At 75.1% G+C, this 12,939-nt stretch carries 14 protein-coding genes, 1 tRNA gene and 1 pseudogene; 13 read left to right on the forward strand and 3 right to left on the reverse strand.

Annotated features, from left to right (window positions below; genetic code table 11):
- The first annotated feature begins 121 nt into the window (after positions 1 to 121).
- Together hemE and hemG are read left to right on the forward strand one after the other, a co-directional pair.
- Positions 122 to 1,201: a uroporphyrinogen decarboxylase gene (gene hemE, locus R3E88_17240; protein MEZ4218236.1), complete on the forward strand. Its 1,080-nt coding sequence runs from the start codon at positions 122 to 124 to the stop codon at positions 1,199 to 1,201.
- A gap of 736 nt (positions 1,202 to 1,937) precedes the next feature.
- Positions 1,938 to 2,519, forward strand: a complete 582-nt coding sequence (gene hemG / locus R3E88_17245) for a protoporphyrinogen oxidase (GenBank protein MEZ4218237.1) — start codon at positions 1,938 to 1,940, stop codon at positions 2,517 to 2,519.
- Here hemG and hemH read toward each other — a convergent pair.
- Positions 2,505 to 3,545: a ferrochelatase gene (hemH, locus tag R3E88_17250; GenBank protein ID MEZ4218238.1), complete on the reverse strand. Its 1,041-nt coding sequence runs from the start codon at positions 3,543 to 3,545 to the stop codon at positions 2,505 to 2,507. The two genes, hemG and hemH, sit on opposite strands and share 15 nt — an antisense overlap.
- 129 nt (positions 3,546 to 3,674) lie before the next feature.
- Here hemH and R3E88_17255 point away from each other — a divergent pair, with 129 nt between their 5' ends.
- On the forward strand, positions 3,675 to 4,775 hold the full coding sequence (locus R3E88_17255; protein ID MEZ4218239.1) for a response regulator: 1,101 nt from the start codon (positions 3,675 to 3,677) through the stop codon (positions 4,773 to 4,775).
- Here R3E88_17255 and R3E88_17260 read toward each other — a convergent pair.
- Entirely contained in the window at positions 4,772 to 5,512 is a 741-nt protein-coding gene (locus R3E88_17260; GenBank protein MEZ4218240.1) for a CDP-alcohol phosphatidyltransferase family protein, read from the reverse strand. The two genes, R3E88_17255 and R3E88_17260, sit on opposite strands and share 4 nt — an antisense overlap.
- A gap of 220 nt (positions 5,513 to 5,732) precedes the next feature.
- Here R3E88_17260 and nuoB point away from each other — a divergent pair, with 220 nt between their 5' ends.
- From nuoB to R3E88_17300, 8 genes and pseudogenes are all read left to right on the forward strand, one after another.
- Positions 5,733 to 6,284, forward strand: coding sequence for an NADH-quinone oxidoreductase subunit NuoB (nuoB, locus tag R3E88_17265; GenBank protein MEZ4218241.1), 552 nt, complete (start codon positions 5,733 to 5,735; stop codon positions 6,282 to 6,284).
- A 148-nt stretch (positions 6,285 to 6,432) separates the two neighbouring features.
- The gene (locus tag R3E88_17270) at positions 6,433 to 7,761 is read left to right on the forward strand and encodes a dihydrolipoamide acetyltransferase family protein (GenBank protein MEZ4218242.1); all 1,329 of its coding nucleotides are present in this window, start codon (positions 6,433 to 6,435) and stop codon (positions 7,759 to 7,761) included.
- Positions 7,758 to 8,396, forward strand: a pseudogene (gene lipB / locus R3E88_17275) (lipoyl(octanoyl) transferase LipB). The gene R3E88_17270 and the pseudogene lipB overlap by 4 nt, the downstream one beginning before the upstream one ends.
- Before the next feature lie 118 nt (positions 8,397 to 8,514).
- Positions 8,515 to 9,138, forward strand: coding sequence for an NADH-quinone oxidoreductase subunit I (locus R3E88_17280; protein MEZ4218243.1), 624 nt, complete (start codon positions 8,515 to 8,517; stop codon positions 9,136 to 9,138).
- On the forward strand, positions 9,135 to 9,650 hold the full coding sequence (locus tag R3E88_17285) for an NADH-quinone oxidoreductase subunit C (GenBank protein MEZ4218244.1): 516 nt from the start codon (positions 9,135 to 9,137) through the stop codon (positions 9,648 to 9,650). Before R3E88_17280 ends, R3E88_17285 begins: the two co-directional genes overlap by 4 nt.
- 1 nt (position 9,651) lies before the next feature.
- Positions 9,652 to 10,842, forward strand: a complete 1,191-nt coding sequence (locus R3E88_17290) for an NADH-quinone oxidoreductase subunit D (protein ID MEZ4218245.1) — start codon at positions 9,652 to 9,654, stop codon at positions 10,840 to 10,842.
- Entirely contained in the window at positions 10,839 to 11,093 is a 255-nt protein-coding gene (locus R3E88_17295) for a hypothetical protein (GenBank protein ID MEZ4218246.1), read from the forward strand. The genes R3E88_17290 and R3E88_17295 overlap by 4 nt, the downstream gene beginning before the upstream one ends.
- Positions 11,090 to 11,566 carry a hypothetical protein gene (locus R3E88_17300; protein ID MEZ4218247.1) on the forward strand — a complete coding sequence of 159 codons (477 nt, stop codon included), beginning with the start codon at positions 11,090 to 11,092 and terminating at the stop codon, positions 11,564 to 11,566. The genes R3E88_17295 and R3E88_17300 overlap by 4 nt, the downstream gene beginning before the upstream one ends.
- A gap of 36 nt (positions 11,567 to 11,602) precedes the next feature.
- Here R3E88_17300 and R3E88_17305 read toward each other — a convergent pair whose 3' ends face one another.
- On the reverse strand, positions 11,603 to 12,013 hold the full coding sequence (locus R3E88_17305; protein ID MEZ4218248.1) for a CrcB family protein: 411 nt from the start codon (positions 12,011 to 12,013) through the stop codon (positions 11,603 to 11,605).
- Positions 12,014 to 12,101: 88 nt separating this feature from the next.
- On the opposite strand from R3E88_17305, the gene R3E88_17310 reads away from it, so the two are divergent.
- Both R3E88_17310 and R3E88_17315 read left to right on the forward strand, forming a co-directional pair.
- A tRNA-Cys gene (locus R3E88_17310) sits at positions 12,102 to 12,176 on the forward strand.
- 131 nt (positions 12,177 to 12,307) lie between these two features.
- Complete coding sequence (locus R3E88_17315; GenBank protein MEZ4218249.1) at positions 12,308 to 12,922, forward strand: gamma carbonic anhydrase family protein; 615 nt, start codon at positions 12,308 to 12,310, stop codon at positions 12,920 to 12,922.
- The last annotated feature ends 17 nt before the right edge of the window (positions 12,923 to 12,939 follow it).

Consider the following 12,939-nt stretch of genomic DNA (forward strand, 5'->3'; position numbering starts at 1 on the left):
CGAGAGTAGCCGAGGGGCGCGCACCGGCGCGCGACACCGCGTCGTCGCCTGGCCTATGTTGCGCGCCGCGAGCGGCGCCGCGGGCGGTGCGCGCGCCGACCGGAGCCGACGCGAGTCCGAGATGAGCGACCTCACGCCGACCGAACGCTTCCTCCGCAGCTGTCGCGGCGAGCCCGTCGACCGCCCGCCCGTGTGGCTCATGCGACAGGCGGGGCGCTACCTGCCCGCGTATCGCGCGGTCCGCGAGGGCATCGCCTTCCTCGACATGTGCCGCGACGTCGAGCGCGCGGTCGAAGTCTCGCTGCAGCCGATCGACCTCGTCGGCAGCGAGGCGGTGATCCTGTTCCAGGACATCTTCACGCCGATCCCCGCGCTCGGCGTCGACGTCGACTTCGCCCCCGGTCCGATCGTCGCCGCGCCGATCCGCACGCGCGAGCAGGTCGAGGCGCTGCGCGAGACCGACCCGCGCGAGTCCGTCCCGTTCGTGGGCGAGATCCTGGGGCGCCTGCGCGCCGCGCTCGCGCCGCGCGACATTCCGTTGCTCGGCTTCGCCGGCGCGCCCTTCACGCTCGCCGCCTACCTGGTCGAAGGGCGCGGCTCGAAGGACTTCTCGCAGCTCAAGCGCGCGATGGTGCGCGAGGGCGAGATGCTGCGCGCGCTGATCGACAGGCTCGAGCGGCTCACGATCGACTACCTGAACGCGCAGATCGAGGCCGGCGCGCAGGCCGTGCAGCTGTTCGACACGTGGGCCGGCCTGCTCTCGCCCGACGACTACCGCAGCTGGGTGCTGCCGAGCCATCAGCGCATCGCGCGGGCCGTCGATCGTTCGGCCGCGCCCCTCATCCTCTACGTCAACAATGGCGCCCACGTCACCGACCTCATGGCCGACTCCGGCGCCGACGTGATCTCGCTCGACTGGCGCGTGCGGCTCGACGTCGCGGCGCGCGAGCTCGGCGCGCGCGTCTCGCTCCAGGGCAACCTCGACCCGTGCGCACTGCACGCGCCGCGCGCCGAGATCTTCGAGCGCGTGCGCGAGATGGCGCGCGCGGCGGCGCCGGCGCGCGGCTGGGTCGCGAACCTCGGGCACGGGTGCCTGCCCGACACGCCGGTCGAAGGCGTGTGCGCCTTCACCGATGCCGTGCGCGCGCTCGCCGCCGCCGACCCCCGATCCGCGAGCCGGGCGGAGCCTCGCGGCGGGTGAGCGTCGCGAGCGACGTCGACGCGCTCGTGATCGGCGCCGGCGTGGCCGGGCTCGCGGCCGCGCGCGAGCTCGAGCGGCGGGGCGTCGAGACGCTCGTCGTCGACGCGGGCGAGGTCGCGGGCGGCGTGATGCGCACCGACGACGTCGCGGGCTACCGCGTCGAGCGCGGGCCGAACACGTTCCAGCGCAAGCTCCCGATGGAGCGCGGCCTGCGCGCGCTCGGCGCGGGCGGGGGCCTCGTGCGCGCCGCGCCCGCGAGCCGCGCGCGCTTCCTCGCGCGCGACGGCGCGCTCGTGCCCGTGCCGATGGGGCCGCTCGCGCTCGCGCGCACGCCGCTGCTCTCGGCGCGCGGCAAGCGCGCGCTGCTCGCGGAGCCCTTCGTCGCGCGCGGCGACGGGCGCGACGAGACCGTCGCCGCGCTCGTCCGGCGGCGGCTCGGCGACGAGGTCCTGCGCGGACTCGTCGGCCCGTTCCTCACGGGTGTCTACGCGGGCGACGAGGAACGCCTCGGCGCCGAGGCCGTGTTCCCCGCGCTCGTCGAGGCCGAGCGCGAGCACGGCTCGCTCGCGCGTGGCCTGCTGGCGGCGGCGCTGCGCCGCGGCGAGCGCGCGCCGCGAGGGACGTGGTCGCACGCGCACGGGCTCGGCGGCTTCGCCGAGGATCTCGCGCGCGGCCTGCGGCGCGCGCCCGAGCTCGGGGTGCGCGTCGTCGCGCTGCGCAGCGCGCGCGCCGCTGCGTGCTCGCGACGCCGGCGCCCGAGGCCGCCGCGCTCGTCGCGTCGATCGACGCCGACGCGGCGGGGTGGCTGCGCGGCGTCGCGTACGCGCCGATCGCGACCGTCGCGCTCGGCGCGCCCGCGCGGGCGGGCGCGTTCGCACGCGAGCCCGAGGGCTTCGGCTTCCTCGTGCCGCGCGGAGAGGCGCCCGCGCTGCTCGGCTGTCTGTTCCCGAGCGAGCTCTTCGCGGGGCGCGCGCCCGAGGGCCGTCACCTCCTGCACTGCATGCTCGGCGGCGTGCGCGCGCCCGAGGTGCTCGAGCTCGACGACGCCGGTCTCGCGCGCGTGGCGCTCGCCGACGTCGATCGATTCCTCGGCCTGCGCGGCGACCCGGAGATCCTGCGCGTCGGGCGGTGGTCGCGCGCCGTGCCGCAGCCGCGGCCCGGGCATCGCCGCGCGCTGCGCGACGCGCGTGCGCGGCTCGCCGCGCGCGCACCGATCGCGCTCGCCGGCAGCTACACGGACGGCGTGTCCGTTCCGGACAGCTTCGCCGGAGGCATCGCCGCCGCCGCGGCGCTCGCGGGTGGCTCAGTCGTCGAGTGACGCGGCCGCGCGCGCGCTCCACGCCGCCACGCCGCGCGCGAGCGCGGGCGTCGCGTTCGGGCAGGGCACGAGCTCGAAGGCCTCGCCGCCGAGCGCGCGCCACTGCGCGGCGGCGCGGATGCCGATCTCCTCGAGCGTCTCCAGGCAGTCCGACACGAACGCGGGGCAGAGCACGGCGAGCCGGCGCACGCCGCGCGCCGCGAGCGCGGGGAGCTCGGCGTCGGTGTGCGGTTCGATCCAGCGCGCGCGCCCGAGGCGCGACTGGAACGACGTCGAGTGGCGATCGGGCGCGAGCGCGAGCGCGCGCGCGAGGTGCGTCGTCGTCGCGAAGCACTGGGCCCGGTAGCAGCCGGCGCGCGCCCCGGCGTCGCTCGCCGTACAGCAGCCGGGCGTCGCCAGGCAGCGCGCGCCCGTCGCGTCCGCGCGCAGCACCTGGCGCTCGGGAAGGCCGTGGTAGCTCAGCAGGACGTGGTCCGGTGCGAACGCGCGCAGCCGCTCGCCCGCGCACTCGCGCCACGCCTGCGCGAACTCCGGCTCGGCGAAGAACGGCTCGACCGCGACGGCGCGCTCGTCGGGGCCGAGACGCTCGCGCGCGGCCGCGAGCGCCGAGCCCGTCGTGGCCTCCGCGTGCTGCGGGAAGAGCGGGATCAGCACGAACCGCCGCGCGCCCCGCGCGCGCAGCGCGTCGAGGCCGTCCGCGATCGACGGCGCGCCGTAGCGCATGGCGAGGGCGACGGGCGCCGCGCCCGCGAGCTCGCGCTCGACGCCGCGTGCGAGAGCGAGCGAGTGCACGAGCAGCGGCGACCCGTCCTCGCGCCAGATCTGGGCGTAGGCCTCGGCCGAGCGGCGCGGGCGCGTCCGCAGGATCACGCCGTGGAGGAGCAGCCAGCGCAGCGGGGCGGGCAGGTCGATCACGCGCGGGTCGGAGAGGAACTCCGCGAGATAGCGGCGCGTGGCCGCGGGCGTCGGCGCGTCCGGCGTCCCGAGGTTGATGAGCAGGACGCCGACGTCGGAGGCGAGCGACATGGCGGCGCAGGCTAGCCGCGCGGACGTCGCTCGCTAGCGAGTTGCATCGCTCGACCCCGCCCGGGCGCTCTGCGAGAATCGGCGCGTGCGGACGGCGTCCGCCTGGCGCGCGGTGCCGGAGGGGGGTGCGTGGCGACGGTGCTGATCGTCGAGGACGAGGACACGCTGCGCGACTCGGTCGCGCGCTACCTCGAGTTCGAGGGACACGACGTGCTCGCGGCCGCCAACGGCCGCGAGGCCTTCGATCTCGGCGTCTCGGGCCGCCCCGACGTGCTCGTCGCCGACTGGATGCTCCGCAACCACATCCACGGCCTGCACGTCGCCCAGACGCTGCGCGTCGTCGACCCGGGCCTCAACACGGTGCTGATCACGGGCTTCCCGTCGCGCGACCTCGAGCAGGAGTTCGAGTCCGGCGGGGTCACCCAGATGCTCGAGAAGCCCTTCGACCTCGAGGACCTGAACCGCGCGATCCTGGTCGCCGCCGAGCAGCGCAGCGAGCGCGAGGCACACGCCGCGGCGGTGCTCGAGGTCGCGCGCGCCGGCGCCATCTCGTTCGCGAACCGCGGCGCGCGCGCGCTGCTCGCGCAGTGCGCGGCGGGCGAGCACGCGACCGACGTCGCCGCCGTCCTCGGCGCGGGCTTCGCAGCGCTGCTCGACGGCGCGGCGGCCGACTGGCAGCGCGCGGAGCCGAGCGGCGCGCCCACGGCCTGGCTCGTGCGCACGCGCCCGCGCCGCGGCGGCGACGGCTGGCTCGTCGCGGCCTGCCGCGACGACGAGCCGCGCTGGCTCACCGATCCGCGGCTGCGCATCCTGCTCGACCACCACAGCCGGTCCGCCCCGCTCCTGCGCGAGCTCGGCCCCGTGATCGTGCTCGAGCGCGACGGCGCCGTGCGCCGCCTGCTCGCGTCGCAGATCGAGCGCATCGGCGCGCTCTGCTACCTCGCCGACGACATCGAGGGCGCGCTCCGCCTGCTCGGCGCCGAGCCGCGCGCGGTGACCGTGATGATCGACGTTGCGACCGCGGACACGCGCCTCGCCGCGTGGGTGCGCGCGCTCGAGGGCGCGCGCGAGCACGTCCGGATCATCGGGATCGGCGCCGCGGGCAGCGCGGCCGACCTGCGCGCGCTCGGGCTCGACCGGCTGCTCGACAAGCCGTGGCGGATCGACGAGCTCGTCGAGGTCCTGCGCGCCGATCCGGTCGACCGGGCCGATCGCGCCCGACCGGCCTAGCGCCGTCCGCGCAGCTCGTCGGGCTCGGCCATGCCGCCGAGCCAGAACGAGAGCACCAGGTAGTAGGCGGGATACGCGAGCGAGCACTCGACCGCGTGGAAGCGCGCCGCGAGCTCGGGCGCGGCGACCGCCATCACGACGAGCGCGCCCCACACGAGCCCGCCGAAGGTCGAGCTGCGCCGGAAGACCGGCATCTTGCTCGGGTAGACGTACTTGATCGGGACGAAGACCGCGATCGAGAAGAACGCGACGATGGCCGTGCCCGCGAGCGGCGACACCTGCAGCAGCCACAGGTAGATGGCGACGACGTTCCAGTACGAGGGCCAGCCGAGGAAGAAGTCGTCGGCCGTCTTCGCGTCCTCCTGCGCGAACCCGTATGCGCTCGCGAGGATGGGGAGCGCGGCGACGCTCCAGTGCAGCAGATGCCCGGCGCCGAGCATGAACACGACCGGGACGATCGCGAAGTTGAGATAGTCGACGATGTCGTCGAGGCGGCGGCCGTTGATGCGCGGGAGCACCTCGGCGACGCCGACCTTGCGCGCGAGCGTGCCGTCCACCGAGTCGATGAGCAGCGCCGCGAGCATCAGCAGCGCCGCGCGCGCGAGCTCGCCCGCGCTGATCGCGACGATCGCGAGCGCGCCGAGCACGGCGCCGCTCGCGGTGAGGAAGTGCACGCCCCATGCGAGCGTGAGCCGCGCGGGCGCGGGGCGGTCGTGCGGGGTGGCGGACTGCGTCATCGGGCGGCGCGGCTCCGCGCGGCCGGCGCGTTCGCGCGCCGCTCCGCGAGGCAAAGGGCCGCAGGATACCAGAGGCTGCTACGGTCCCGGCGGCGCGCGTTCGCGCGCCGACGCAGGGACGGCTCACCGCATGACGCCTCCGCGAATGCACCCGATTCCCGCCCGAACCGCCGCGGCCGGGGGTGCGCAGCCCGGCAGTGGCGCGCGTCGGACGCGCGACGTGCGCGAGTGGCTGCGCCAGGGCGCGGACTCGTTCCTCACCACGCGCGCCGAGGCCGTCGTCGCGTGGGGACGCCGGTACTCGATGTTCCTCTACCCGTTCGTGACCGCGTGCTGCGGCATGGAGTTCATGTCGACCGCCGGCCCGCGCTACGACCTCGACCGCTTCGGCTGCGCGCTTCCGCGCTTCTCGCCGCGCCAGTCCGACCTGCTCATGGTCGTCGGGACGATCTCGCACCGTCAGGCGCCGATCCTCAAGAAGGTCTACGACCAGATGGCCGAGCCGAAGTGGGTGATCGCGTTCGGCGCGTGCACGTGCTCGGGCGGCCCGTACGACAACTACGCGACCGTCCAGGGCATCGACACGATCGTTCCCGTCGACGTCTACATTCCCGGCTGCCCGCCGCGGCCGGAGGCCGTGCTCGACGGACTGATCCTGCTCCAGGAGCGCGTCGCCGCGGAGCGCGTGCGGCCCGACGGTCGCCACCGCGAGGTCCGGCCTCTTCCGGTGATCGAGTCCGTGGAAGGCACGAGCGGCGCGCGCAGCGCGTGATCGGCGCGCCGCGCGCGGCCCGGGCGCGTCAAGCGCCGCGCGAGGCGGGCCGATCCTGCGGCGCGCCGCGGGCCCGCGGGTGCCGTCGCGAGCGACGGCTGCGAACGACGAACGACGAACGACGAACGAGGATGGAGGGGAACCGAGGATGTCGATTGCCGTCGAGCTTCCGGCGCTGGGAGAGAGCGTCGTCGAGGGAACCGTCGCGCGCTGGCTGGTGAGCGAGGGCGACCGCGTCGAGGTCGACCAGCCGATCGTCGAGGTCACGACGGACAAGGTCGACGCCGAGATCCCGTCGCCCGCGGCCGGCGTCGTCGAGAAGATCCTCGCGGCCGAGGGCGAGACCGTGCAGGTCGGCGCACAGCTCGCCTTCATCGACACGAGCGCCGGAGCCGCCGCCGCGGACTCCGCGCCCGCGAAGTCCGAGAAGCCCGCGTCTGCGAAGCCGGGGAACGCGGCGCCCGCGAAGGCGGAGAAGGCCGCCGAGGCGCCGGCGAAGGCGGCGCCGTCCGACGCCGCGCCCAAGGCCTCGCCCGTCGCGAAGCGGCTCGCCGAGGGCGCCGAGGTCGACCTCGGCGACGTCCGCGCGACCGGCGCGGGAGGCCGCATCACGAAGGACGACGTGCTCCGCTACGCCGCGGCGAAGGTCGGAGCGGAGGGCGAGCCGCAGTCCGGCCCCGCGAAGGCCGCCGCGCCGGCGCCCGCGCGCGCCGCCGCTCCCGCGAAGGCCGCCGCGCCGGCGGCGCGCCCGCCGTGGGCGCAGTACGAGCTGCAGGAAGGCGACCGCGTCATCGCGATGTCGCCGCAGCGCCGGCTGATCGCCGAGCACATGGTCTACTCGAAGCACACGAGCCCGCACGTCGGCACGGTGGCCGAGATCGACATGGGCGCCGTCGCCGCGCTCCGCGGCAAGGGCAAGAAGCGCTTCCAGGACACGCACGGCATCGCGCTCACGTTCCTGCCGTTCATCGTGCACGCCGTCGTGCGCGCGCTTCGCGAGCACCCCGAGCTCAACGCGTCCGTGATCGACGACGCCATCGTCCAGAAGCAGGCCGTCCACGTGGGCATCGCGGTCGAGACGGAGAAGGGGCTGCTGGTTCCCGTCGTGCGCAATGCCGATCGCCTGTCGCTCGCCGGCATCGCCGCCGCCATCGACGACCTCTCGACGCGCGCGCGCAACCGCAAGCTGTCGCCCGACGAGCTGCGCGGCGGAACGATCACCGTGTCGAACCCCGGCCGCATGGGGAACCTGTACGGCTTCGCGATCATCAACCAGCCGCAGGTCGCCATCCTGCGGATGGGTGAGATGGTGAAGCGGCCGGTCGTGCGCACGGTCGACGGGTCGGACGCGATCGTGATCCGCCCGATGATGCACCTCGCGCTCTCGTACGATCACCGCGCGGTCGACGGCCAGCCGGCGAACGCCTTCCTGTTCCGCATCCGCGAGCTGCTCGAGGCGGGGGAGTTCGAGCTCTGAGCGCGGGCGGTGCGCCGCACCGCCCGCTCGCGAGCGAGTGGTGGGGGCTCGTTCCGTACGCGGAGGCGCTCGCGCGCCAGGAGCGCGCCGTCGAGGAGCGGCGCGCGGGCGCGCGCGACGACACGCTCTTCCTGCTCGAGCACCCCGCCGTCGTCACGCTCGGACGCGCCTCGAAGCCCGAGAACCTGCTCGTCGCGCCGGGCGAGCTGGCCGCGCGCGGGATCGGGCTGCACGAGGTCGCGCGCGGCGGCGACGTCACGTTCCACGCACCCGGCCAGCTCGTCGGCTACCCGGTCGTCGACCTCTCGGCCCGCGCCGCCGCGCCGCGCGACGTCCACGCGTTCCTGCGCGCGCTCGAGGACGGGCTGATCGCGGCGCTCGCGGAGCTCGGGCTCGCGGCGCGACGCATCGCGGGGCGGACCGGCGTCTTCATGGAGAGCGACGATCCCGCGGCGCGCGCGCGCAAGGTCGCGTCGATCGGCGTCGGCGTTCGCCGCTGGGTCACCTACCACGGGTTCGCGCTGAACGTGAGCGTCGACCTCGCGGGCTTCGGCGTGATCGTCCCGTGCGGGCTCGCCGACGTCGACATGACCTCGGTCGCGGCCGAGCTCGCGCGCGCGGGCCGCGAGGTGCCCCCCGATCTCGACGCGCGCACGCGCGAGGCGGTGCGCGGCGCGATGGACGAGCGTCTCTAGGGCCGCGCCGCGCAGCCCGCCTCGTCGCGCGCGCGACATCGCCTATATTGCGCCGCCGATGGCAGCTCGCGTCGTCGTCGTCGATCGCAAGCAGCGCCTCGGTGTGCTCGAGCGCACCTACCTCCCGATGATCGCGCGCGGCCTCTGGGTCACGGCGCGCCACTTCTTCCGCAACCTGCGCGGCTTCGCGACCGGCCGCGACCGCACCGACTTCGTCGTGCAGTACCCGGAGGAGCGCGTCGACTTCCCGGACGCGTTCCGCGGTATGCCGGTGCTCGTCGCGCTCGAGGACGGGTCGCCGCGCTGCGTCGCGTGCGGGCTGTGCGAGTTCGCCTGCCCGACGGACTGCATTGCGATCGTCCCGGGCGAGCTCGAGGGAGCGGGCATCGAGCGCCATCCCGTCGAGTTCGACATCGACATGTCGCGCTGCATGTTCTGCGGACTGTGCGAGGAGGCGTGTCCGGAGGAGGCGATCGTGATGAGCCGCCTCGTCGAGATCGCGGGCTACGACCGCGCGTCGATGCACTTCCGCAAGGAGGACCTGCTCGTCCCCGCGAAGGACCTCGAGCGCCGGCTCCACTTCCTGCGCGGCGAGTACGAACGCGGCGGCGAGTACGAGAGCGGCGGCGAGCCGGGCGGGCGTCGCCCGGAGGCGCACGACGGCTCGGAGCGCGAGGCGTGAGCCTCTCCGACTTCGGCTCGATCGCGCTGCGGCGCCTGCTCGACGAGCACGCCGACGCGGTGCTCGCGACGCACGCGCACCGCGGCGACGCGACGGCGCTCGTCGAGCGGGGCGCGCTCGCGCGCGTGCTGCGCTTCCTGCGCGACGACCCGGCGTGCGGCTTCGCGATGCTCGCCGACCTCTGTGCCGTCGACTACCTCGGGATGGCGGGCGACACCGACGCCGCGCTCGGGCGCTTCGAGGTCGTCTACCACCTGCTCGCACCCGAGACGCTCGCGCGCGTGCGCGTGAAGGCACGGGTGCCGGCCGACGCGCCCGAGGCCTCGAGCGTCTGCGCGATCTGGCCCGCCGCCAACTGGATGGAGCGCGAGGTCTTCGACCTCTATGGCATCCGCTTCGCCGGCCACCCCGACCTGCGTCGGCTGCTCCTCTACGACGAGTTCGAGGGCCATCCGCTGCGCAAGGACTATCCGAAGACGCGCCGGCAGCCGCTCATCGGGCCGGGGGGCTGACGTGGCGAGCGACCTGCACACCGAGCACCAGCAGCTCAACATGGGGCCGTCGCATCCGGCGACGCACGGCACGGTGAAGTTCGACGTCGAGCTCGACGGCGAGACGATCGTCCGGCTCGACGTCGAGGTCGGCTACCTGCACCGCGGCTTCGAGAAGGAGTGCGAGTCGGGCAGCTGGTACCAGGCGATCCCGTACACCGACCGCCTCAACTACAACTCCGCCGCGCTCGCGAACCTCGGCTTCTGCATGGCGGTCGAGAAGCTGCTCGACGTGCGCGTGCCGGAGCGCTGCGAGTGGCTGCGCATGATCGCGGGCGAGCTCGCCCGCGTGGCCGACCACCTGACGCGCTGCGGTGCCGCGTGTCTCGAGCTGCAGGCGATGACGCCCTTCCTGTACGGGATCGAGGCGCGCGAGCTCGTGTGGGACCTGCTCGAGGAGCTCTGCGGCGCGCGCGTCACGTCGAACTACGTGCGCATCGGCGGCGTGAAGCACGGCATGCCCGCGTCCTTCCCGCGGCGCGCGCGCGAGCTCGTCGCGCGCGTGCGCACGCTGCTCGCGGACTTCGACGCCGTCGTCACGAGCAACCGCGTCTTCGTGGATCGCCTGCGCGACGTCGGCGTCCTCCCCGCGCGCGACTGCATCGCGTACGGCGTGACGGGGCCGCTGCTGCGCGCGGCCGGCGTGCCGCTCGACCTGCGCAAGGACGCCCCGTACCTGCGCTATGCGGAGGTCGACTTCGACGTCCCGATCGGCACGGTCGGCGACAACTACGACCGCTATCTGGTGTGCGTCGCCGAGATGGAGCAGGGGCTCCGCATCGTCGAGCAGTGCGTCGAGCGTCTCGAGGCGCTCGGGCCGGGCCCCGTCGACGTCCTCGACGCGCGCGTGCGCTGGCCGGCCAAGGCGCGCGTCTTCAACCGGATGGAGGAGATGATCCAGCAGTTCAAGGCGGTGACGGAGGGACCGCGCGTGCCGCGCGGCGAGGCCTACACGGCGATCGAGTCCGCGAACGGCGAGCTCGGCTTCTACGTCGTGTCCGACGGCAGCGAGCGGCCCTGGAAGGTGCGCTGCCGGCCGCCGAGCCTGCTGAACCTCCAGCCGCTCGGCGCGATGCTCGAGGGCGCGCTGCTCGCCGACCTGATCCCGACCTTCGACTTCGTGAACATGGTCGGCGGCGAGTGCGACCGGTGAGCGCCGCCGCGCGCCACGCGCTCTGGCAGCGGCTCGGTGCGCCCGCCGAGCAGATCGGCAGCGTGAACGAGCCGCGGACCCGCTCCGAGGCCGGGCTCGTCTGGAACGAGAAGTGGGTGTACCGGCGCGCGCGCACGCGCGAGGTCGAGCGCGTCGTGCTCTGGAACCGGTACGACCTCGTGGGCGTGCTGCGCGCGGGGCCGGGCGGCGCGCTCGAGCGCGACCGCGCGCTGGAGGAGGCCGTGCGGTGAGCGGCCCGCCGCCGCTGCGGCCCTTCGGGCTCGTCCTCCACCACGACGGCCGCTGGACGCACGAGGGGCATCCCATCCTCAACCGCAGGCTGCGCGAGCACTTCGACCGCTCGGTCGCCTTCCTGCCCGACGAGGGCGAGCGCGGGAAGTACGTCGTCACGCTCCGCCACTTCCGCGGCGAGGTCGAGGTCGAGGAAGCCGGGTTCTTCGTGCGCGCCGTCGATCTCGCGCGCGGCCGCGTCGCGCTCTCGGACGGGAGCGAGGACGCGCTCGACGTCGGGTCGCTGCGGGTGTCGGCGATCGATGGCGCGTGGCTGTGCCGCGTGAAACGCGCGCTCGTCGAGGGGGGCGTCGACGCGCGCTTCACCCACGCCGCGCAGGCCGAGCTCGCCGCCGCGGTCGAGCTCGACGAGGCCGGCGAGCCCGGCGTCGCGGTCGCGGGCGCCTGGCGCCGTCTGCCCGATCTCGCCTGAGGCGCATGCGAGGGCCGGGGCGGAGGGCGCGGTCGCCTAGCCGAGCGAGCGGGCGATCGCGACGCCCGCGGCCACGCCCGCGATCGCGGCCGCAACGCTGCCGACCGCGTTCGCGCAGGCGAGTGCCGCGCGCCCGTCGAGCGCGAGGCGGAGCGTGTCGAGACCGAAGCTCGAGAAGGTCGTGAAGCCGCCGAGCACCCCGGCGACCGCGAAGGCGCGCAGCGTCGGCCCGAGCCAGCCGTGCTCGTCGGCGAGCGTCGCGAACACGCCGATCGCGAAGCAGCCGATCGTGTTGACCGCGAAGAGCCCCCACGGAAAGACCGCGGCCGCGCGCGCGTCGACGGCGAGCGCGACCGCGACGCGCAGGCACGCGCCGAGGCCGCCGCCCGCGAAGATCGCGAGCCACATCGCGAGGGTCGCGCTCGCAGAAGAAGGGGAGCCCGCCACGCCGCGCACGCTACCGCAGCGCGCCCGGCCCGCCGCGGCGCGGCGTCGATTGACGCCCCGGCGGCGCCGCGGTACCTCCCGACCTCCCGGCGCCGTAGCCAAGCTGGTAAGGCAAGGGCCTGCAAAGCCCCGATCGGCGGTTCGAATCCGCCCGGCGCCTCCAACGACCGTCTTCGCCCGCCGCGTCCGCGCGCGCCCCGCGGCGCGGGTGCTCGCCGCGTACGCGCGAGCGCGCGTCCCTCGCGACGCGACGCGACTCCACGCAACGCGACGCGGGTCGGGTAGCCTCGCGGCATGCCGACGCCGCACCCCGACCCGACCTCCGACGCGCGCCTCGGCCGCGACGTCTTCCTCGCCCCTGGCGCGCAGCTCTACGGAGCCGTCGAGATCGCCGACCGCGGCTCGGTCTGGCCGCACGCCGTGGTGCGCGCCGAAGCGAACCGCGTCGCCGTCGGGCGCGTCTCGAACCTCCAGGACTTCGCGATGCTCCACGTCGGCTACGAGCACTCGACGGTGATCGGCGCCTTCTGCTCGGTCACGCACCACGCGACCGTGCACGGCGCGATCGTCGAGGACGCGTGCCTGATCGGCATCAACGCCGTCGTGATGGACGGAGCGGTGATCGGTCGCGGCTCGATCGTCGCGCCGGGCGCCGTCGTGCGCGAGGGCACGGTCGTGCCGCCGCACTCGATCGTCGCGGGCGTGCCCGCGAAGGTGCTGAAGACGCGCGACAGCGAGCGCGAGAACCGGCTCAACGCGTGGCAGTACTTCCGCAACGCGCGTGCCTATGCGCGCGGCGACCACCGCGCCTGGGAGGGCCGCGCCTACCGCGGCTGGCTCGAGTGGATGCGCGACGCGATCGCGGCCGATCGCGACCTCGCGCCGGACTTCGACCCCCGCGTCGAGTGAGGCGCGACGCGTCGCGC

It is taken from the genome of Myxococcota bacterium (genome assembly GCA_041389495.1).
Taxonomy (GTDB): domain Bacteria; phylum Myxococcota_A; class UBA9160; order UBA9160; family UBA4427; genus JAWKRT01.